The organism is Amycolatopsis sp. CA-230715, assembly GCF_018736145.1.
GTDB lineage: Bacteria > Actinomycetota > Actinomycetes > Mycobacteriales > Pseudonocardiaceae > Amycolatopsis.
Window position 1 is genome coordinate 3,576,783 of record NZ_CP059997.1, and the last position, 19,837, is coordinate 3,596,619.

General features: G+C 70.8%; 21 protein-coding genes. 2 read left to right on the forward strand and 19 right to left on the reverse strand.

Annotated features, from left to right (window positions below; genetic code table 11):
* Positions 1 to 78: 78 nt before the first annotated feature.
* Positions 79 to 261: a hypothetical protein gene (locus HUW46_RS16620; protein ID WP_215548138.1), complete on the forward strand. Its 183-nt coding sequence runs from the start codon at positions 79 to 81 to the stop codon at positions 259 to 261.
* A gap of 146 nt (positions 262 to 407) precedes the next feature.
* Here HUW46_RS16620 and HUW46_RS16625 read toward each other — a convergent pair whose 3' ends face one another.
* From HUW46_RS16625 to HUW46_RS16645, 5 genes are all read right to left on the reverse strand, one after another.
* Positions 408 to 1,916: a MinD/ParA family ATP-binding protein gene (locus tag HUW46_RS16625; RefSeq protein WP_442860943.1), complete on the reverse strand. Its 1,509-nt coding sequence runs from the start codon at positions 1,914 to 1,916 to the stop codon at positions 408 to 410.
* Between the two features lie 90 nt (positions 1,917 to 2,006).
* Positions 2,007 to 2,996 (reverse strand): c-type cytochrome biogenesis protein CcsB, encoded by a 990-nt coding sequence (ccsB, locus tag HUW46_RS16630; protein ID WP_215548140.1) that lies wholly within the window; start codon positions 2,994 to 2,996, stop codon positions 2,007 to 2,009.
* Between the two features lies 1 nt (position 2,997).
* Positions 2,998 to 4,611 carry a cytochrome c biogenesis protein ResB gene (gene resB / locus HUW46_RS16635; protein WP_215548141.1) on the reverse strand — a complete coding sequence of 538 codons (1,614 nt, stop codon included), beginning with the start codon at positions 4,609 to 4,611 and terminating at the stop codon, positions 2,998 to 3,000.
* On the reverse strand, positions 4,608 to 5,381 hold the full coding sequence (locus HUW46_RS16640) for a cytochrome c biogenesis CcdA family protein (RefSeq protein WP_215548142.1): 774 nt from the start codon (positions 5,379 to 5,381) through the stop codon (positions 4,608 to 4,610). The genes resB and HUW46_RS16640 overlap by 4 nt, the downstream gene beginning before the upstream one ends.
* Before the next feature lie 69 nt (positions 5,382 to 5,450).
* Entirely contained in the window at positions 5,451 to 6,587 is a 1,137-nt protein-coding gene (locus HUW46_RS16645; protein WP_254126232.1) for an FAD-dependent oxidoreductase, read from the reverse strand.
* 91 nt (positions 6,588 to 6,678) lie between these two features.
* Between HUW46_RS16645 and HUW46_RS16650 the strand changes: the two genes are divergently transcribed.
* Positions 6,679 to 7,221 (forward strand): TetR/AcrR family transcriptional regulator C-terminal domain-containing protein, encoded by a 543-nt coding sequence (locus tag HUW46_RS16650; protein ID WP_215548144.1) that lies wholly within the window; start codon positions 6,679 to 6,681, stop codon positions 7,219 to 7,221.
* A gap of 6 nt (positions 7,222 to 7,227) precedes the next feature.
* Here the strand turns inward: HUW46_RS16650 and HUW46_RS16655 are convergent, their stop codons facing one another.
* From HUW46_RS16655 to HUW46_RS16720, 14 genes are all read right to left on the reverse strand, one after another.
* Complete coding sequence (locus HUW46_RS16655; protein WP_215548145.1) at positions 7,228 to 7,806, reverse strand: TlpA disulfide reductase family protein; 579 nt, start codon at positions 7,804 to 7,806, stop codon at positions 7,228 to 7,230.
* Positions 7,803 to 8,432, reverse strand: a complete 630-nt coding sequence (locus HUW46_RS16660; protein ID WP_215548146.1) for a histidine phosphatase family protein — start codon at positions 8,430 to 8,432, stop codon at positions 7,803 to 7,805. Before HUW46_RS16660 ends, HUW46_RS16655 begins: the two co-directional genes overlap by 4 nt.
* A complete protein-coding gene (gene hemL / locus HUW46_RS16665; protein ID WP_215548147.1) occupies positions 8,429 to 9,733 on the reverse strand; it encodes a glutamate-1-semialdehyde 2,1-aminomutase in 1,305 nt (434 codons plus the stop codon). The genes HUW46_RS16660 and hemL overlap by 4 nt, the downstream gene beginning before the upstream one ends.
* A gap of 23 nt (positions 9,734 to 9,756) precedes the next feature.
* On the reverse strand, positions 9,757 to 10,233 hold the full coding sequence (locus HUW46_RS16670) for a DUF5666 domain-containing protein (protein ID WP_215548148.1): 477 nt from the start codon (positions 10,231 to 10,233) through the stop codon (positions 9,757 to 9,759).
* A gap of 10 nt (positions 10,234 to 10,243) precedes the next feature.
* The gene (locus HUW46_RS16675; RefSeq protein WP_215548149.1) at positions 10,244 to 11,446 is read right to left on the reverse strand and encodes an ABC transporter permease; all 1,203 of its coding nucleotides are present in this window, start codon (positions 11,444 to 11,446) and stop codon (positions 10,244 to 10,246) included.
* Positions 11,443 to 12,141, reverse strand: a complete 699-nt coding sequence (locus HUW46_RS16680) for an ABC transporter ATP-binding protein (protein WP_215548150.1) — start codon at positions 12,139 to 12,141, stop codon at positions 11,443 to 11,445. The genes HUW46_RS16675 and HUW46_RS16680 overlap by 4 nt, the downstream gene beginning before the upstream one ends.
* Positions 12,138 to 13,412 (reverse strand): efflux RND transporter periplasmic adaptor subunit, encoded by a 1,275-nt coding sequence (locus HUW46_RS16685; RefSeq protein ID WP_215548151.1) that lies wholly within the window; start codon positions 13,410 to 13,412, stop codon positions 12,138 to 12,140. The genes HUW46_RS16680 and HUW46_RS16685 overlap by 4 nt, the downstream gene beginning before the upstream one ends.
* Positions 13,413 to 13,481: 69 nt before the next feature.
* Positions 13,482 to 13,856, reverse strand: a complete 375-nt coding sequence (locus tag HUW46_RS16690) for a hypothetical protein (protein ID WP_254126234.1) — start codon at positions 13,854 to 13,856, stop codon at positions 13,482 to 13,484.
* A gap of 13 nt (positions 13,857 to 13,869) precedes the next feature.
* Positions 13,870 to 14,307 carry a DUF3093 family protein gene (locus HUW46_RS16695; protein WP_215548152.1) on the reverse strand — a complete coding sequence of 146 codons (438 nt, stop codon included), beginning with the start codon at positions 14,305 to 14,307 and terminating at the stop codon, positions 13,870 to 13,872.
* Entirely contained in the window at positions 14,304 to 14,837 is a 534-nt protein-coding gene (locus HUW46_RS16700; protein WP_215548153.1) for a hypothetical protein, read from the reverse strand. The genes HUW46_RS16695 and HUW46_RS16700 overlap by 4 nt, the downstream gene beginning before the upstream one ends.
* Positions 14,838 to 14,846: 9 nt before the next feature.
* Positions 14,847 to 15,818 (reverse strand): porphobilinogen synthase, encoded by a 972-nt coding sequence (gene hemB / locus HUW46_RS16705; protein ID WP_215548154.1) that lies wholly within the window; start codon positions 15,816 to 15,818, stop codon positions 14,847 to 14,849.
* 120 nt (positions 15,819 to 15,938) lie between these two features.
* Positions 15,939 to 17,471: a uroporphyrinogen-III synthase gene (locus HUW46_RS16710; protein ID WP_215548155.1), complete on the reverse strand. Its 1,533-nt coding sequence runs from the start codon at positions 17,469 to 17,471 to the stop codon at positions 15,939 to 15,941.
* Positions 17,472 to 17,562: 91 nt separating this feature from the next.
* Entirely contained in the window at positions 17,563 to 18,522 is a 960-nt protein-coding gene (hemC, locus tag HUW46_RS16715; protein ID WP_215548156.1) for a hydroxymethylbilane synthase, read from the reverse strand.
* On the reverse strand, positions 18,515 to 19,837 hold the full coding sequence (locus tag HUW46_RS16720) for a glutamyl-tRNA reductase (protein WP_215548157.1): 1,323 nt from the start codon (positions 19,835 to 19,837) through the stop codon (positions 18,515 to 18,517). The genes hemC and HUW46_RS16720 overlap by 8 nt, the downstream gene beginning before the upstream one ends.

Here is a 19,837-nt window from a genome sequence, read left to right on the forward strand (position 1 = left end):
GCCGCGTGCCCCGAATCCCGACAAAAGGGTTAACCTCGGGGGACCAAGACCGCGCGGCACACCGGAAGGGAGCCGAGCATGCTTTACCTGCTCGCGGCGATCGGCGCGCTGACCATCGCCGTACTTCTCTGGCGGGCCTTCGGTGCGGAGCGAGTGGGTGTGCCCTCCCGGCGCACGTCCGTCGCGCCGGACGACGACCCGGATTTCCTGCGCAAACTCGCCGAAGACCAGCACAAACCCCACGACGAGAAGGACCGCTGACCCCAGCGGAGCCAGCACGCCGCGCCCGTCCGCCAGGACAGGCGCGGCGTCGTCGTTGAGACCCTTTTCACAGCCGCGAGCGCGACGATCCCGCTGCTCGCGCGCCGGATTCGGTAAAGCCGCCTTTTACCGTTAGACGCCGACCGTCACTTGCGCGGGAACGCGTCCGCGACCGTCGCGGCCAGTTCGAGCAGGCTCAGCCTGGTGCCGCTCTGGAGCCGGTCGAGCTCGATCTCCGCGCCCTCTTCCAGGTGCGGGTCGAACGGGATGCGGCACACCGCGCGGACGCGCGCGCCGAAGTGCGCGGACAGCTTGTCGAGATCGACCGACCCGCCCTTCGGGCGCACGGAGTTGATCACCGCGACCGAGCGCTTCACCAGTTCGCCGTACCCGTGCGCGTCGAGCCAGTCGACCGTCGCGGACGCGCTGCGCGCCCCGTCGACCGAGCCGGAGGACACGATGACCAGCGCGTCGGCGACGTCGAGGACGCCCTTCATCGCCGAGTGCATGAGCCCGGTGCCGCAGTCGGTGAGCACGATGTTGTAGAAGTGCTCGAGCAGGTTGACCGTGCGCCGGTAGTCCTCCTCGGAGAACGCCTCGGACACCGCGGGGTCCTGCTCGCTGGCGAGGATCTCCAAACGGCTCGAACCCTGCGACGTGTAGGACCGGACGTCGCTGTACCTGGTGATCTTGTCCGCGTCGCGCAGCAGGTGGCGGACGGTCGCGGTGGTCTCGATCGGGATCTTCTGCGACAGCGTGCCGCGGTCGGGGTTCGCGTCGACCGCGACGACCCGGTCCCCGCGCAGCGACGCGAAGGTCGAGCCGAGCGTGGTCGTCGTGGTGGTCTTGCCGACGCCGCCCTTGAGGCTCAGCATCGCGATCTTGTAGCACCCGCGCAGCGGCTGGTTCACGCGCGCGATCAGCTCGCGCTGCCTGCGGTCGGCCGGGCTCTCCCCGGGGTTGATGAGCTTGCCGGAGCCGAGGTAGACCGCCTTGCGCCAGCCCGACTGCGGACGGCGCTTGACCTGCTTGACCAGGTGCGCGCTGGTCAGGTCGTCGCCACCGGCCAGCGCGTGCCTGCCACCCTGCTGCTGCGAAGCGGGCTGCGGCAGGGGCGGGTAGCCCGGCGGGGCCTGCTGCTCGTACTGCGCCTGGTCGTACTGCTGCTGCGGCGGGGGCGCGGCGTACTGCGGCGGCTGCAACGGCGGGAGCTGCTGGTCGTAGGGCACCGCGTACTGCGGCTGCGGTGGCGGCTGCTGGCCGGGTGGCGGCGGCTCGGTGTAACCGTGCTGCTCGGCGTAGGCGGCCTGCGGCGCCTCGTAGGCCTGCGGCTGGGCATCCGAATAGCCGGGCGCGTACTGCGGCTGGCCCGCGACCGGGAACGGCCCGGACGACGGGTCCACCGGCGGCGCCGGTTCGCCGGGCGGCGGCGCGGACTGGGCCTGCGGCGCGGCGGGCTGCTGGGCGGCCTGCGCGGGCGGATGCGGCGCGGAATCGGTCCGGTCCTCGGCGAACAGCGGGCCGGATTCACCCGATTGCGCGGTGGGGACCGAGTGCTCGGGCGGCGGGGGCGGCGCCCACTGCGTCGGCGATTCCGCCGAGATGCCGTCCTCGTCGTGGTGGCCAGGCACCGATTCGTCGTTGGTTCCCGTCACCAGTGCCATCCTCCTCGCGCTGCCCCGCCGGTCCGTGCCGGTCGCCCGGTGGTCGTCACTGACGACGGTAGTCGGCAAGCGCGTCCGATGTCAGTTGACCCCGGCGTACGAGTGCAGGCCCGCGGTGACGAGGTTGACGAAGAACAGGTTGAACACCGTCAGCGCGAACCCGACGGTGTTGATGATCGCCGCCCTGGTGCCGCGCCAGCCCGCGGTCGCCCGCGAGTGCAGGTAAGCGGCGTACACGACCCACGCGATGAAGGCGACGGTCTCCTTCGGGTCCCAGCCCCAGAACCGGCCCCACGCCGCCTCCGCCCAGACCGCGCCGCACAGCACGCCGAAGGTGAACACCGGGAAGGCGAGCACGGTGGTCCGGTAGGCGACCCGGTCGAGCACGTCGGACGACGGCAGCTTCGGGCCGAACTTCGCGAACTTCGCGCTGTCGCGCTCGTGGGCGGAGCGGAACAGGAACAGCACGCTCGCGACGCCGGGGATCAGGAACACGCCGGAGGCGAGGATCGCCGCGGAGACGTGGATGACCAGCCAGTACGACTGCAGCGCGGGCTGCACCTTCGCCGTGGCCGTGTACAGCATGGTGCCGTTGATGAACATCAGGATCACCACGGGCAGCAACACGAACCCGGACAGGTGCCGGACGTCGAACTTCTTGATCACGACGAGCCAGGCGGCCATGGCGACGAAGGTGACCGCCATGATGTATTCGTACATGTTGCCCCACGGCGCGCGCCCGGCCGCGATCCCGCGCAGCACCAGCGCGGACAGGTGCAGCAGCACGCCGAGCACCATGAGCGCGGCGCCCATCCGGCCGATCCGCGCGGCCCTCGCGGGCGGGATCAGGCCGGTGTTGGTCACTTTCGACGACGCCGGCGGGACGTCTTCGGTGACCGGAGGGCCGCCCGCGCCGGCGAGTTCGCGCACCTTGGCGCGGTCGGCGGCCTGCCGGCCGCGCGCGCCGAAGGACTGTTCGATCAGCAGGAAGATCAGCGCGAACACGTAGATCGCGACCGCGGTGGTGTAGGCGTAGTCGCTGAAGCGCGACAGGTCCTCGTTGATCGGCATGTCAGTTCCCGTTCTTCCCGTCGAGGAGATCGCGCGCGATCCGGGTGAACTCCTCGCCGTAGCCTGCCTGATCCGTGCGGGCGAGCCCGCCGACTTCTACTACGGTACGTCGTACATCGCCGGGGCCGTCCACCGGGGTCACCCGCACCCACACCCGCCGCCGCTTGACCAGCAGCGACGCGGCGAGGCCGAGCAGCATGGCGATCGCGCACACCAGCACGTACACCTGCGTCGGATCGTGCGAGACCTGCAGCATCACCCACTGCTTGACGCCGTCGAACCGGACCTTCGTCCCGTCGTCGAGGGTGATCGACTGGCCGATCGCCAGGTTCTCGCGGGCGACCTTCTTGAGCCTGCCCTCGTCGACCATCCGCTGGTCGACCTCGTAGATCGACTGCGGCTTGCCGGTGTCCAGGCCGAGATCGCCGCGAAGCACGTCGACGGCCACCTTTGGGTCCTTGAGCTCCGGCGCGATCGAGGTGAGCACGTTGCCGTGCAGGAACGGCGTCGGCGCGAGCAGCCCGGTGACCGCGATCTGGCGCGCCCGGCGCTGGGCCGAGTCGTCGATACCGGGCTGGTCGAACTTCGTCGCGCCCTCCGACAGGTAGGTCTGCGGGTTGACCGGGCGCCACTGGGTGTTCAGGGTCCTCGACTTGCCGTCGGGGTAGGTCACCGTGAACGCGGGCGTGTAGCCGTGGTTGATCAGGTAGACGCGATCGCCTTCGGTGCGCAGCGGATCGTTGACCTCGAGGTGGTACGGCCGCCAGGTGCCGTTGTCGAGATCGGCGCCGGACTGGTACTGGATGTCCGACTCGTAGTGCTCGGGTTGGCCTTCGGGGGTGTAGTCGGCCTTGAACCCGTTCACCTTGAGGCAGAACGGGGTGAGCTTCGTGCCGTCGACGCTCAGGCCCGGTCGGAAGTTGTCGTAGGCGTAGATGCCCGAGTTGCAGAACGAGGAGCCGTCGGCCTGGACCAGCACGTCGCCCTCGTAGCTGTACATCTTCCCCAGCGCGAAGAACACGATCACGCCGAGGATGCCGAAGTGGAAGATCACGTTGCCGGTTTCGCGGAGGTAGCCGCGTTCGGCGCTGACCGTGCGGACCCCGTCCGGCTCCTCCCGTTCGGCACGCCGCCAGCCGCGCAACCGCGTCCTGACCGCGGCGAGCACGTCGTCCACGCCGCCGTCCAGCTCGGCCCGCCGGTGGTGCGGCATGCGCGCCAGGTTCCGCGGCGTCAGCACCGGCTTCGCGCGCATCTGCCGGACGAACTCGAAGCTGCGCGGCGTCAGGCAGCCGATCAGCGACACCATCAGGAGCAGGTAGATCGCGGAAAACCAGACGCTGGAATAGACCTCGAAGAACTGCAGCTTGTCGAGGAGCTCGCCCCACCAGCCGTGCGCGGCGATGTACTCGTCGGTCTTCGTCGCGTTCAGCACCCGCTGCGGCAGCAGGGCGCCCGGCATCGCCGCGAGCGCGAGCAGGAAGAGCAGGATGAGCGCGGTGCGCATCGACGTCAGCCCGCGCCAGGTGTTGCGCAGGAACGCGAGCACGCGCTTGACCGGCGACGGGCGGTACGGCTCGCGCGGCTGCGCGGGGGGCGCTTCGGTCGTCGTCACAGCGGCAGCTCGAGTTCGTTCGCGAGTTCGTTGCGGATCCAGCCCATCAGATCTCCCCACAGGCCCGCGACCAGCAGCACGCCCACGATCAGCAGCAGCACGCCGCCGAAGACCTGGACCTTGCGGCCGTTGCGGCGCAGCCAGTCGGTGGCGCGCACGGCCCAGCGGGCACCGAGCGCGATGAGCAGGAACGGCACCCCGAGCCCGATGCAGTACACCAGGATCAGCAGGTAGCCGCGCGCTTCGACGCCGCCGGTCGCGCTGGCCATGCTAATGACCGCGGACAGCGTCGGACCGAGGCACGGGGTCCACCCGAGCCCGAAGATCGCACCGAGCAGCGGCGCGCCCCACAGCCCGCCGCGGGGCACGTGGTGCGACCGGAACTCGCGCTGCAGGCCGGGGATCCAGCCGAGGAACACCAGCGCCATGCCGATCGTGAGCACACCGCCGATGCGCTGGATGAGGTCCTGGTTGACGAGCAGGGCGTCGGCCAGCCAGACGAGCGTGCCGAGCGTCGCGACGAACACGACGGTGAACCCGAGCACGAACAGCAGCGACGCCCCCATGACCGCGTAGCGGCCCTTCTTCCGCTCCTCGTCGGCGCTGACGGCGGGCGCCTCGGCGCCGACGAGCGCGGCGAGGTAGGCGAGGTAACCGGGGACCAGCGGGACGACGCACGGGGAGGCGAACGAGATCGCCCCGGCGAGCAGCGCGACACCGGCGGCGAGCAGCAGCGGGCCAGAGGTGGCCAGCTCCGATACCGCGTTCACCCTGATGAGGGTAGGGAATGTGGTTCCGGTGAAGACCAGCGGTGCCGCTCAGGTGTGACGCGGGAACGCTCAGCGCGCCGCCGCGGGCCTCCGGAACCTGTCCAGCTCGCGCAGGCTGTGGGCGACGGCCTCCGTGCCGTAGTCGATCATGTCGGTCTCGTAGGCGTTCACGGCGTCGGCGAGCGGCAGGCGGCCGTCCCGAACGGCGATGAGCTTGCGGCGAAGCTGGTCGGCGTCGTGCAGAGCGGTGTTCGCGCCGTTGCCGCCGCTGGGCGAGGTCGCGTGGATCGCGTCGCCGAGCAGGGTCACCGGCCCGGCGGGCCAGCGTTCAGCGGGCGAAACGGTGCGGATCGAGAGCAGCACGCTGTTGTCCCGATCGGCGTCTTCGATGACCGCGCGCACGTCGGCGTGCCAGCCGCGGGTCAGCTCCAGCGCGATCTCCTGCATCGACAGGTCCTGGCGCGCCAGCACCGAGTGGTCCGGCGCGAGCATGATCACCCAGCGCAGGTAGTGCCCGGCTTCGGGAAGGCCCAGCTCGGGCGCCATCGCGTTCAGCACGCCGGGCAGCACGCGGAATCGCATGAGGCCGAGCATCATGGTGACTTCGCCGTCCGAGACACCGGTGCCGAAACCCGGCACGAGCGCGGCGAACCGCTCCGTCAGCGGCGTCCGTCCGATGAGGGCCCGCACACCGCTGTCCTCGACCGGTGTCTCCGGGCTGAGCTGCGCGCGCACCGCCGAGCCGATCCCGTCCGCGCCGACGAGCAGGTCGCTGTCGATCGACGACGTTTTGCCCGCGAAATGCGCGCGGACGCCGCCGCCGGGGAGCGGTTCGTAGCCGGTGAACGCGTCGCCGAACCGCACGTGCTCGCCGATGCCCGAAAGCAGCAGGTGCCGCAGGACGTGCCGGTCGATCGCCACCGCCAGCGCGGACGAGTCGGCGCCGGTCCGCTCCAGCCGGTGGTTCAGCCGGGTGCGCTCACCGGCGAGATCGCCCTTGACGGCCTCGAGCACCGGGTGGAGCGCCCTCGGCAGGCAGGCCCGCAGCGCCGAGTCACCGAGTTCGCCCAGCCCGATCCGATAGCCCTGGAACCGCGCGGTGATGCCCGGATCCCGCTCGTACACGGTGGCTTCGATCCCGGCCGCGCGCAGCCCTTGCACGAGGCAGAGCCCGCCGAGCCCGGCGCCGACGATGGTCACCTTCACGATGTCCTCCCAAGATTGAGCACTGTTCAATTGAACAGTGCTCAAGTTACCTGAGCGGTGTTCAACCCGGCAACCGTGATGTGATGTGCGCATGGCGCTGAACAAGGCCGTGGTGCTGGCCGCCGCGGTCGCACTGCTGGACGAGGTCGGGCTCGACGCGCTGAGCACCCGCAAGCTCGCGACCAGGCTGGACGTCCAGGTCGGCGCGCTCTACTGGCACTACCCCAGCAAGCAGGCGCTGCTCGACGCGATCGCGGAACAGATCTGCGAGGACATGACGAACCGGGTGCTCGCGGAAACCGGCTGGACCGAGCAGTTCCGCGCCATCGCCGTCGCCCACCGCGAGGCGATGCTGGCGCACACCGACGGCGCGCGCGTGATCGCGACCATGAGCAAACCGGGGCCGCACGCGTTGGCGTTCATTGAACGACCGAAAGCGCTCGTGCGCGGCCTCCGCATACCCGAGCACGAGGTCGCCGCGATCGTCGACACGCTGACCAGCTACGTCAACGGCTACGCGATCGAAGAACAGGCGAGACAGCTCCACAAGTTCTCACGCGCGCAACGCGATCATGCCTTCCTCTTCGGCATCGGCCTGCTCGTCAAAGGCATCCTGGCGCAGTACAACGACTGAGCCCGCTCACCGCTCGGCGGCGATCCGCTGCACGATCGGGACCAGATCGCTCGCGAGCAGTTCGCGCAGCAGGACAGCGGCGACGCGCTGCTTCTTGTCGACCACGATCGTCGACGGGATGATGTTGCGCGGATACCCGGTGAGCTGCACGAGCGACCGGCCGGGCGGGTCGTAGATCGACGGGTAGGTCAGGCCGCGGTCGCGCATGAAGTCCTGCGGCGCGGAGCGATCCCTGTCCTGGACGTCGAGCCCAAGCACCTGCACCCCAGCCGCCTTCGTCTGCTGGTAGGTCTTCTCCATCTCCGGCGACTCGTGGCGGCACGGCGCGCACCACTGGCCCCACAGGTTGATCACCACGACCTTGCCCGCGTAGTCCGCGACCGAGAGCTGCTTGCCGGGGTTCATCAGGTCCTCACCGGACAGCTTCGGGATCGGCTGCCGGTCACCGCCGTCGTAGAAGTTGTCGAGTTTGCCCTTCGGCGAGACGAAGTTGAACGTGTCGCCGCCCGGCTTCGCGTCCTTGTCGGCGGCACAGCCGGTGACCAACAGCACGGCGCCGACCGCCAGCGCCAAGAGCCTCTTCATGCGCCGGTGACCTTCGGGTCGGTCGCGCCTGCGGGTTCGCTGTAGACGATCCGGACCAGCTCTTCCCCGGAGAACACCAGGCTGGTCAGCGACGCGAGCGAGCACTGCCGCTGCCGGGGGTCGTGCCACAGCCGCTTCGCCTCGAGGAACCGGCGCAGGGTCCAGATCGGCAACTGGTGCGAAACGCACAGCGCCTCGTGCCCTTCGGCCGCCGCGCGCGCCCGGTAGACGGCCCCGAGCATGCGGTGCGCGATCTCGACGTAGGGCTCGCCCCACGACGGCTTGAACGGGTTGCGCAGCTTCGGCCAGTGCTTCGGCTCTCGCAGCGCGCCGTCGCCGACGGCGACTCGCTCACCCTCGAACAGGTTCCCCGCTTCGATGAGCCGGTCGTCGGTGGCGACATCGATGCGGTGCGCGCCCGCGATCGGGGCGGCGGTTTCCTGCGCCCGCTGCAGCGGCGACGCCACGACGTGCGCGATGTCGTGCCCGGCGAGCGCCTCGGCGACGGTCAGCGCCTGCCGCTGGCCGCGTTCGGACAGCCGGTACCCGGGCAGGCGGCCGTACAGGACCTTCTCCGGGTTGTGCACCTCTCCATGCCGCAGAAGGTGCACGACGGTGCTGGTCACGACGCCACCGCTTCGGCGGCGGCACGGGCGGCGTGCGGCAGCGCGGACTCGATGACCTCGAACGCGGCGTCGTCCATCGCGGCGTTCACGAACCAGGCTTCGAACGCGCTCGGCGGCGGGTAGACGCCGCGGTCGAGCAGCGCGTGGAAGAACGCCGGGAAGCGCCAGGTCTCGGCGTTGGCTGCGTCGTGGTAGTTCCGCACCGGCTCCTCGCGGAAGAAGACGCTCACCAGGTTGCCCGCGAAGGCCACGGTGTGGGCGACGCCCGCCTCGGTCAGCGCGTCGGCGAACAGCGCGCCGAGCCGCTGCGAATTCGCGTCGAGCGCGCGGTAGACGTCTTCGTCGGCGGCGCGCAGCGTGGCCAGCCCGCTGGCGACGGCGACGGGGTTCCCCGAAAGCGTGCCCGCCTGGTACACGGGGCCGCCGGGGGCGAGGCGCGCCATCACGTCGGCGCGGCCGCCGAAGGCCGCGGCGGGCAGCCCGCCCGACATCACTTTGCCGAAGGTGTAGAGATCGCCGCGCACCCGTTCGAGGCCGAACCAGCCCGCGCGCGAGACGCGGAACCCGGTCATCACCTCGTCCATGATCAACAGCGCGCCGTGCTCGTGCGCGAGATCGAGCAGCGCCTGGTTGAAGCCCTCGTCCGGGGCGACCGCGCCCATGTTGCCCGCGGCGGCCTCGGTGATGATCGCGGCGATCTCCCCCGGGTTGTCCACAAAGGACTGACGGACGGCGTCGATGTCGTTGTACGGCAGCACGATGGTGTCCGCCGCCTGCGCGCCGGTGACCCCTGGCGAGGTCGGCAGGCCCAGCGTGGCGACGCCGGATCCCGCCTGGGCGAGCAGCGCGTCGACGTGGCCGTGGTAGCAACCGGCGAACTTGACGATCTTCGACCGTTCGGTGAACCCGCGGGCGAGCCGGATCGCGCTCATCGTCGCCTCGGTGCCGGAATTGACCAGCCGCACCCGTTCGACGGGCTCGACGCGGGCGATGATCTCCTCGGCGAGTTCGACCTCACCCGTGGTCGGCGTGCCGAACGAAAGCCCGGAGGACGCCGCCTCGCGCGCCGCGGAGACGACCGCGGGATGCGCGTGGCCGAGGATCATCGGCCCCCACGAGGACACCAGGTCCACGTAGCGGTTGCCGTCGGCGTCCCACAGGTGCGGCCCCTCGCCGCGGACCATGAAACGCGGGGTGCCGCCGACCGAGTTGAACGCGCGCACCGGCGAGTTCACCCCGCCGGGCGTGGCCGCCGTAGCGCGCGAGAACCATGACTTGGACTGCTCGACTCCTTGGCTCACCCGCCCAGTCTCGCAAACCCCGGTCAGTTGCCCCGTGCGGGCTGCTGGGTGATCGACTGCGCGGCCACCGTCCCGTCGGCGCCGGTTGTGCCCTGAACGGCGACCGTGGAGCCGGGCGCCAGGTCCGCGAGCGCGCCGGGCTTGCTCAGGCCGACCTTTGTCGAGTCCGTTGTGGACACCGAGACTTCGTTGCCCTGCATGGTTTTCACGTAGACCGTGCTGCCCTCGATCCGTTCGACGGTGCCCACGGTGCCGCCACGGCCCGCTTGCCGCCCTGCCTGCTGCCCGGCCGCCTGCTGAGGCCGCGCCGACGGCTGGCTCGACGTCGCGGCGTGCGTCCACGCCCCCGCGCCGAAGGAAACCGCGACCAGTAGTACCGCCGTCAGGACCAGAGTGGACTTGCCGACAGGCGTGCCCGCCCGCTTCATTTCGGCGGCGAGATCCTCATCACTGACCGGCGTGGTCAGCAGCAGCTCCTTGGTGATTTCCTCTTCGGGCACCGAAAGCTCCTCACTCGTGACGCAGCGCGTCGATCGGGCGCAGCGACGCGGCGCGGTTCGCCGGGAAGCTGCCGAAGAACAGGCCGATCACGGCCGAAACACCGAACGCGAGCACGATCGAGGGCACCGAAAGCACCGGGGTGATCCCGGCGATCGTGAACCGGCTGCCGACGACGCCGATCAGCACCCCGAGGAGCCCGCCGAACAGGCTCAGCATCGTCGCCTCGGCGAGGAACTGGCCGAGGATCGCCGACCGCGGCGCGCCGATCGCCTTCCGGATGCCGATCTCCCTGATCCGCTCGGTCACCGTGACCAGCATGATGTTGGTGACGCCGATCCCGCCGACCAGCAGCGAGATCGCGGCGACGGCGGCGAGCAGCACGGTGAAGGTCCGCGTGGTTTCGGTGCGCGCCTGCAGCAACTGCTCGGAGTTGCCGATGGTGAACCCCGCGTTCTGGCCCGCGCGCACGCCGTGCCGCGCGTCCAGGATCGCGGTGATCTCGGTCTGCGCCACCGCGACCGCGTCCGCGCTCGCCGCCTGCACGACGATCTGGTTCACCGCGCCGTAGCCGGTCAGCGAGTTCTGCACGGCGGTCAGCGGCGCGATCGCCACGTCGTCCGCGTTCTGCCCGCCCGCGGTCCCCCGCGTCTGGAGCACCCCGGTCACGGTGAACTGGATGCTGTTCAGCAGCACCTTCTTGCCGACGGGCTGCTCGGTGCCGAAGATCCCCTGCGCGGCCGCCGCGCCGAGCACCACCACCTTGCGCGCCGCGGCCAGGTCTTCGGCGGTGAACGCGGCGCCCTGCGCGAGTGCCCGGTTGGTGGTGGTGAAGTACGCCGGGTCGGTTCCGGTGACCGACGCGAGGTCATAGCTGGTCCGGCCGGAGGTCGCCGTCGCCGACGTGCTCACCACCGGCGAGGCCGCTTTCACGTCCGGCGCCCCGACCGGGTCGACGAGCGCTTTCGCGTCCTGCGCGGTCAGCGGGCGCACCGGGGTGCTCTGCCCGCCGCCACGCTGCGGAGCCACCGTCAGCACGTTCGTGCCGAGGCCCTGGATGCTCGCCGCGACCGAGGCCGACGCGCCGTTGCCGACCGCGACCAGCAGGATCACCGCGGCGACGCCGATGGTGATGCCGAGGGTGGTCAGCGACGACCGGAGCTTGTTGGCGGTGAGCCCCCGCAGCGCGAACCGGAGCACCTCGAAGGCGGTCACCCCGCCACCTCCGCCGCGCGCCGGTCGGCCACGATCCGGCCGTCGTCGATGCGCACCACGCGATCGGCGTGCGCGGCGACCTCGTCCTCGTGCGTGATGACCACGATCGTGCGGCCTTGCCGGTGCAGCTCGGCGAACACGGTGAGCACCTCCGCGGTGCTGGCGCGGTCGAGGTTGCCGGTCGGCTCGTCGGCGAGCAGCATCGCGGGCGCGGTCACGAGTGCGCGCGCGACCGCGACGCGCTGCTGCTGCCCGCCGGAAAGTTCGCTCGGCAGGTGCTTCGCGCGGTCGGACAGCCCGACGAGGTCCAACGCGGCGAGGGCTCTCGCTCGCCGCACACCGCGCTTCACTCCCGCGTAGGTCAATGGAAGCTCCACATTGGACAAAGCGCTGGTGCGCGGAACCAGGTTGAAGGACTGGAAGATGAACCCGATCTTCCTGTTCCGCAGCAACGAAAGCTGGCGTTCGGTCAGCTCTTCCACCGCGAATCCGTCCACTGTGTACTGCCCGGTGGTTGGCGCGTCGAGGCAGCCGAGCACGTTCAGCAGCGTCGACTTCCCCGATCCCGACGCGCCCATGATCGCCACGTACTCGCCGGGGAACACCGTGAGATCGACGCCGCGCAGGGCGTGCACGGCGGTGTCACCGGAGCCGTAGGTCTTGCGCAGCCCGGCGACCTCGATGACCGGCTTCACCGCCCGCCGCCCGCTTGCCTCGGCCCGCCGCCACCGGTGCCGGGGAAACCGCCCTGGCCACCACCGGGAAAGCCGCCTTGGCCGCCACCGCGGGATCCTCCGGCGGTTTGCTGGGCACCGGTGACGACCACCCGCTGCCCCTCGGTCAGGCCCGAGGTGATCTGCACCGTCGACTCCCCTCGGATGCCGACCTGGACCGGGGTCGGCACGTTCTGCCCGTTCTCCGCCACCACGACCGTGTTCGTCATCCCGCTGGTCTGCACCGCGGCCGACGGCACGGTCAGCGCGTCCGCCGCCTCGGCGACGGTGATCACCACGCTCGCCGACTGGCCCGGTCGCAGTCCCGCGGGCGCGCCGGTCAGCGTCAGCTTCGTGTCGTAGGAAACGGTGTTCCCGCTCGTCGTGGGAGTCAGCGCGACCGAGGCGACGCTCGCCTGCACCGGGGTGTCGGGCATCGCGTTGATCGTCACCTGCGCCTTCTGGCCCGCTTTCACCTTGCTCGCGTCGATTTCGGCGACAGCGGTGTCCACGACGAGGTGGTCGAGATCGGTCAGCACGATGAACCCGCTGCCGCTCGCGGACTGGGTGGCCGCGCCCTGCTGACCGCCCTGCGCGCCACCGGACTGGCCGCCCGCTTGCCCGCCGGAAGCCGAACCCTGCTGGGTTCCGCTCGACGCGCCACTCCCCGCCTGACTACCCGCCTGCTGGCCGACCGCGCCGTTGATCGCGGTCACCGTGCCCGCACCCGGCGCGGTCAGCACGGTGGCGTCCAGTGCGGCCTGCGCGGTCTCCACGTCCAGGTCGGCCTGGTCCACCTTGGCCTGCAACGAGGTCGTGCTTTCGGCCTGCTGCGCACTTTGCGGGGAAGTCCCCGTTTTCGTGGGGGCTGTAGTGGGCGCCGCCGCGTTCGCGTTCGCCAGGTTCTCCTTCGCGACCGCGAGGCCGTCTTTGGCGATTTCGAGCTGTTTCGACGCTTGCGCGCTGTCGATCGTCGCGAGCCGCTCGCCCGCGGTTACTTTGTCACCAACCGAAACGGGAATCGAGGTGACTTTTCCCGATTCGGCGAAATTGACGTTCGCGGAATAGCCGCTCGCGACGGCCCCCGCGGCGGAAACCGTTTCCGCGACGTCGCCCCGCACCACCGGCGTCGATCGGCTCTGCGGTTGCGCGGTGCCCTGCGCGGGCGAAAAGGCCTGATATATCCCGAAACCGGCGGCGCCGAGGAGGACGACCAGCACGCCGTTGACAAGCCAGGCACGACGTTTCGACATGGCCGTAAGATTCGACGGCGCAGATGTCAGCCACCTGGGAGCGAGCTGTGTATTCCTTGTGAATACCGCTCAGGCGTGGCCGGGGCCGTACGTTTCTTCCAGCGTTTCGTCCTTGCCCGGCTTGCGGCGGGACCGGTGCGGCGCGCGCACGGCGAGCAGCGTTTCCCGCGCGGCGTCCAGCAGCAGCAACGCCGCCAGCGTGCCGAGCCCGATGGCCGAGGCCATCCAGCTGCCGACGTAGCGCGTCGAAGTGAGGACCGTGCCGTCGTTCAAGGTCATGGAAATCGTGTGCACGCCCTTCGGCCAGCACACGAACGCGAACCAGACCGCGGCCGCGGCGAGCACCACTTCCGCGCCCGCGATGAGCGCGCGGCGCGGCCGGTGCAGCCGCCCGCGTTCCCGTGGTGGCGACTGCCATTCGACGGCACCGGCGAGTTCTGTCACGCCGAACAGCTTCTCATGGCGCTTCCGGCCGTCGCAGCGCGGACCGGAGCCCGTCGGCATCGCGCGCCCAGGCCAGGACCACGGTGTCGTCGTCCAGTTTCAGCGGGACCTCCGCGTACTTGCGCGGCACCGTCCAGCCACCGCCGAGCACCCTGGCGCCCGCGGGCGCGCCGACGTCGTCGACCTCGGCGACGCGGGCGAGTTCCAGGCTCTCGCGGCCCTGCCACAGCGTCGTCCCGGTCACCCGTACCGACAGGAACCGCCGCCGCGCGTAGATCCACGGCACCGTGATCACCATGAGGCCCGCCGCCACCACGACCCAGGCCACCGTGTGCACCGGGCCGCCGGTCGTCAGCTCGGCGACGTAACCGAGTGCCGCGAACACCACGCTCCACACCAGGGCCCACCACGAGACCCCGTCTTCCCGGTAGCGCGTTTCCTCCGCGGTCACGGCAGCTTCCGGCCCACCTTGGGGAAGTAGCCCGCCACGCTCGGCAGGTGGATCAGCGAGATCGCGACCACGATCAGCACCGCGGCGGCGATCGAGAACAGGTTGTAGAAGATGACCAGCTGGAAGGCCACGGTGATCACCGTCAGCACGGTCAGCACCGTGCGCGCCGACCGCGTGCCCTCGCGCATCTTGTACGCGAAGAGCCCGATGAGCAGGGCGAACACGACCGAACCGACGAGCAGCACCCACAGCAGGGTGCTGGTGCCCGAGGCGATCATGTCCGGCGCGATCGGCTTCTGCCCCGGCTTGAGCTTGACCTCGGAGTTCGCCTTGATCAGCTCGTCGATGATCTGCTGCTTGACGCTGATCGAGTAGACCTGCCCGCCGATGAGCACCACCCCGGCGACGATCCACAGCCAGAACGACGCCGCCACCAGCTTCGGCGGGTCGGCGGGTGCGACGTCGTCGCCGCTGAACCTGGGGGCGGGCGGCAAACCCTTGCTCCGCCGCTCGTCATCCGTTTCGGTCATGACCAGACCCTAGTCGAGCCAGGCGGCCGCCTCGGCCGCCCAGTAGGTGAGGACCATGTCGGCGCCCGCCCTGCGGATCGAGGTGAGCACCTCCAGGACGGTGCGTTCGCGGTCGAGCCAGCCGTTCGCCGCGGCGGCCTCGACCATCGCGTACTCGCCGGAGATGTTGTACGCCGCGACCGGGACCGGGGAGGCCTCCGCCGCCGCGCGCAGGACGTCCAAATAGGACAGTGCGGGCTTGATCATGATCGCGTCGGCGCCCTCGGCGACGTCGAGTTCGATCTCCCGCAGCGCCTCGCGCGCGTTGCCCGGATCCTGCTGGTAGGCCTTGCGGTCGCCCTTGAGCTGCGAATCGACGGCCTCGCGGAAGGGACCGTAGAACGCGCTGGCGTACTTCGCGGAGTAGGCGAGGACGCCGGTGTCGATGTACCCGGCGTCGTCGAGCGCTTCGCGGATCACGCCGACCTGGCCGTCCATCATGCCGCTGGGGCCGAGCAGATGCGCGCCGGCTTCGGCCTGCGCGAGCCCCATTTCGGCGTAGATCGCGAGGGTCGCGTCGTTGTCGACGCCGCCGTTGTCGTCGAGCACGCCGCAGTGGCCGTGATCGGTGAACTCGTCGAGGCAGGTGTCCGCCATCAGCACGGTGTCGTCGCCGAGTTCGGCCTTCAGATCGCGCAGCGCGACATTGAGAATGCCGTTCTCGTCGACCGCGCCGGATCCTCGCGGGTCCCTGGTGGCGGGGACGCCGAAGATCATCAGGCCGCCGACACCGGCATCGACCGCTTCGACAGCGGCCTTGCGCAGCGTGTCGCGGGTGTGCTGGACGACGCCGGGCATGCTCGAGATCGGGCGGGGCGCGTCGGCGCCCTCGGCCACGAACATCGGCAGGATCAGCTGACGCGGGCGCAGCGTGGTCTCGCTGACCAGGCGTCGCATGGCGGGCGTCGTGCGGAGGCGACGGGGACGATGCTCAGGAAACACACAACCACGCTACGCCGCCGCCGAAAACGGGCTCGCGGGCCCTTCCCAGCTCATGAAGAGGCCCCCTCACTGCCAGTGAGGGGGCCTCTTGAGCGGTGTTCAATTCTTCTTGAGCGGCGCTCAGGAACGCCGCGCGCGCTTCGCCTTCCGCGGCGGCGGCAGCGCACCCTCGGCGCGCAGCCGGGCGGCGTGCTCGGCGAGCGCGTCCACCAGGTGCGGCACGTCCGCCTTCTCCGGCTGGACGTCCACCCGCAGGCCGAACTCCACCGCGGTCTCCGCGGTCTTCGGCCCGATGCACGCGACGAGCGTGCGGGTGTGCGGCTTGCCCGCGATGCCGACCAGGTTCCGCACGGTCGACGACGAGGTGAAGCACACCGCGTCGAACCCGCCGGTCTTGATCATCTCGCGGGTCTCGGCCGGCGGCGGCGCGGCGCGCACGGTCCGGTAGGCCGTGACGTCGTCGATCTCCCAGCCGCGGTCGCGCAGCCCGGCGGACAGCGTCTCGGTGGCGATGTCGGCACGCGGCAGGAGCACGCGGTCGACCGGGTCGAGCACGTCGTCGTACGGCGGGAAGTCCGCGAGCAGGCCCTCGCTCGACTGCTCGCCCGAGGGCACCAGCTCCGGGATGATGCCGAACGAGCGCACCTTCGCCGCGGTCGACTCGCCGACGCAGGCGATCTTCACGCCCGAGAACGCGCGCGCGTCGAGGCCGAACTCCTCGAACTTCTCCCACACCGCGCGCACCGCGTTCGTCGAGGTGAACACGATCCACTGGTAGCGGCCGTCGACAAGGCCCTTCACCGAGCGCTCCATCTGCGCCGGGCTGCGGGGCGGCTCCACCGAGATCGTCGGCACCTCGTGCGAGGTCGCGCCGTGCCCGCGCAGGCGCTCGGCCATCTCGCCCGCCTGCTCCTTGGTGCGCGGCACCAGCACCTTCCAGCCGTACAGCGCGCGCGACTCCCACCAGGACAGCTTCGAGCGCTGACCGGCGGCGGCGCCGACGGTCACCACGAGCGGCCCGACCAGCTCGCCCGCGTCCTGCGCGAGCGAAGCCAGCGTGGTGTCCACGGTGCGCTGGGTGTTGATGGTGCCGTTCGAGGTCACCGCGACCGGGGTCTGCGGGGCGAGGCCGTGCTCGCCGAGTGCCGACGCGGCCTCCGCGAGGTGGCTCGACGTGGCGTGCAGCACGATCGTGCCGGGCGTCGCGGCGAGGCCGGCCCAGTCGACGTCACCGCGGACGTCGACCTCGGTGTGCGTGCCGCCGAGCGCGACACCCGCGTAGGCGGGCACCGCGGCACCGGGCGAGACGCCGGGGATGACGTCGAACACCGCGCTGGTGCGCGAAACCGCCTGCACCTCGGCGACGACGGCGGGCTGGGTCAGCGGGTCGCCCGCGACCAGGCGCAGCACGAGCCTGCCCGCCTTGGCCTCCGCGGTCAGGTCCTTCGCGACGTCGCCTGGCTCACCGACGGCGGGGCGCACTTCGGCCTCCGCGCCGGCGAAGGCCAGCACTCCGGCTGGCACGTCGGGATCGGTCACCACGACCTCGGCCTTGGCGAGCAGCTCCTGGGCACGGACGGTCAGCAGACCGGCGTCGCCAGGACCCGAGCCCACGAAGGCGACGCGCCCAGTGGTCTTTCGAGCGGGGGTCATCGTTTCTCGTTTCTCCTCATCAATCGGCCGCTTCACTCGGCCTTCTCCACCGCTGCCTTCGATGCGGTTCAGCAGGTCTTTCTTCGTCAGTTCACTGTGCGTTGGGACCGGACAGGACGCCGGCGCCGAGGTCGAGCAGCTCCGCGGCGACCTCGCGGCCGAGCTTGCCGGCCTGGTCCTTTTCGGCGACGCCCGAAGCACGCAGCATCTCGACGGACTCGCCGGGATCACCGTCGAACCCGGCGGCGGCCACACCGCGCAGCGAGATGCGTTCGATCACCGCGCCGTCGGCGTCGAGGTCTTCCACCACTTCCGCGAGCGCGCCCACCGGCGCGCTGCAGCCCACTTCGAGGGTCGCCAGCATGGCGCGTTCCGCGGTGACCGCGAGCCGGGTCGTCTCGTCGTCCACCGTCGAGCGGAGCAGGTGCTCGACGTCGAAATCGTCGACGCGGCATTCGATCGCGAGCGCGCCCTGCGCGGGCGCGGGCAGCATCTGGATCGGGTCGACGGTCTCGGTGATCGCGTCCGTGCGGCCGATCCGGTCGAGCCCCGCCTTCGCCAGCACGACCGCGTCGAACTCGCCGTCGGTGACCTTGCGCATCCTGGTGTCGATGTTGCCCCTGATCGCGACGACCTCGAGCCCGAGGCCCAGCGCGCGCAGCTGCGCCATGCGGCGGTGCGAGCCGGTGCCGACCCGCGAGCCGGGGGGCAGCTCGCCGAGCGTCAGCCCGTCCCTGGCGACCAGCGCGTCGCGCGGGTCCGCGCGCGGCGGGACCGCGGCGATCACGAGGCCGGGTTCCGGCGCGGTCGGCAGGTCCTTGTAGGAGTGCACGGCGACGTCGATCGTCTTCGCGGCGAGCGCCTCCCGCAGCGCGGAGGTGAACACGCCGACGCCGATCTGGGCGATCGGCGCGGACGACCGGTCGCCGGGGGTGCTCACTTCGACGATCTCGACGGTCGCCCCGGCCTGTTCGAGCGCGGCCGCGATCGTGCCGGTCTGGGCGAGCGCGAGCTTGCTGGCCCGCGTGCCGATCCTGATGGTCCTAGACATGCTTTTCACCGTCTGCCTTGTTCGCCTTCGGGCTCGCGACCGCGGCAGGCGCCTGCGGGTCCAGCCCGAACAGTTCTCGCAACGCGTCCGCGTAGTCGGTGGTCCCCGCGTTCTCGGCCGCGAGCTGCTTCACCCGCACCGTCGGCGCGTGCAGCAGTTTGTCCACCACGCGGTGCACCGTCCTGCCGAGTTCCTCGCGCACCACGCCGTCCAGCTCGGGGAGCCGGTTGTCGAGCCGCAGGAGCTCCGCGTCGACGACCTCGGCCGCGCGCTTGCGCAACGCCGTGACCGTCGGGGTGACCTCGGCGCTGCGCTGCCCGGCCAGGTACGCCCTGACCTCGTCGAGCACGATCCCGGTCGCGCGCGCGGTCTGCTTCGCGGTGCTGACGCCCCCGGTCTCGTCCATCCGGCGGCGGACGGTCTCCAAGTCGACCAGCTCGACGTCCGCGACCGCGGTCACGCCGGGGTCCACGTCGCGCGGGAGCCCGAGGTCGCAGATCACCAGCGGGCGGCCGGCCCTCGGCAGCACGTGGTCGGAATTCAGTACCGATGCATGCGCACCGGTACAGCACAGCACCACGTCGGCTTCGGTGACCGCGGCCGTCAGATCCGCCATCGGCACCGCGGTCGCGGGCACGCCCTGTTCGGTCACCGACGCGGCGAGCCGCTCGGCGTTCGCGAAGGTGCGGTTCGCCACCACGATCGACCCGATCTCGGCCTTGCGCAGCTGCGACGCGGTCAACGCGCCCATCGAGCCGGCGCCCACGATCAGGGCGCGCTTGCCCGAGACGTCCCCGGCCTCGGCGAGCGCCTGCGACACGACCGACGCGCCGAGCGCGTCGAGGCCGGTCTCGCTGTGCACCCGCTTGCCGACCCGCAAGGTGGACTGGATCAGCTCGTGCAGCGTGCGGCCGACGGTGCCCGCTTCGCGCGCGGTGGCGTAGGCGGCGCGCACCTGGCCGAGGATCTGGGTCTCGCCGACGACCATCGAGTCCAGCCCGGACGCGACCGAGTACAGGTGCTCGACGGCCGCACCGGCGTAGTGCACGTACATGCTGTCGTACAGCGCGGCAGGCTCGACCCCGGCCTGGCGGGCGAGCACGGCCGAAATATCGGCGAGGCCGCCGTGGAAGGCCTCGACCACCGCGTAGACCTCGATGCGGTTGCACGTGGAAACGAGCATGACCTCGCTCACGTGCTCCGCCTGCTGCAGTTCGTACAGCGCCTTCGGCACCTCGGCGGCCGGCACCGCGACCCGCTCGAGCGTCGCGAGGTCCGCGGTGCGGTGCGAAAGTCCCACAGCCAGCACGCTCAT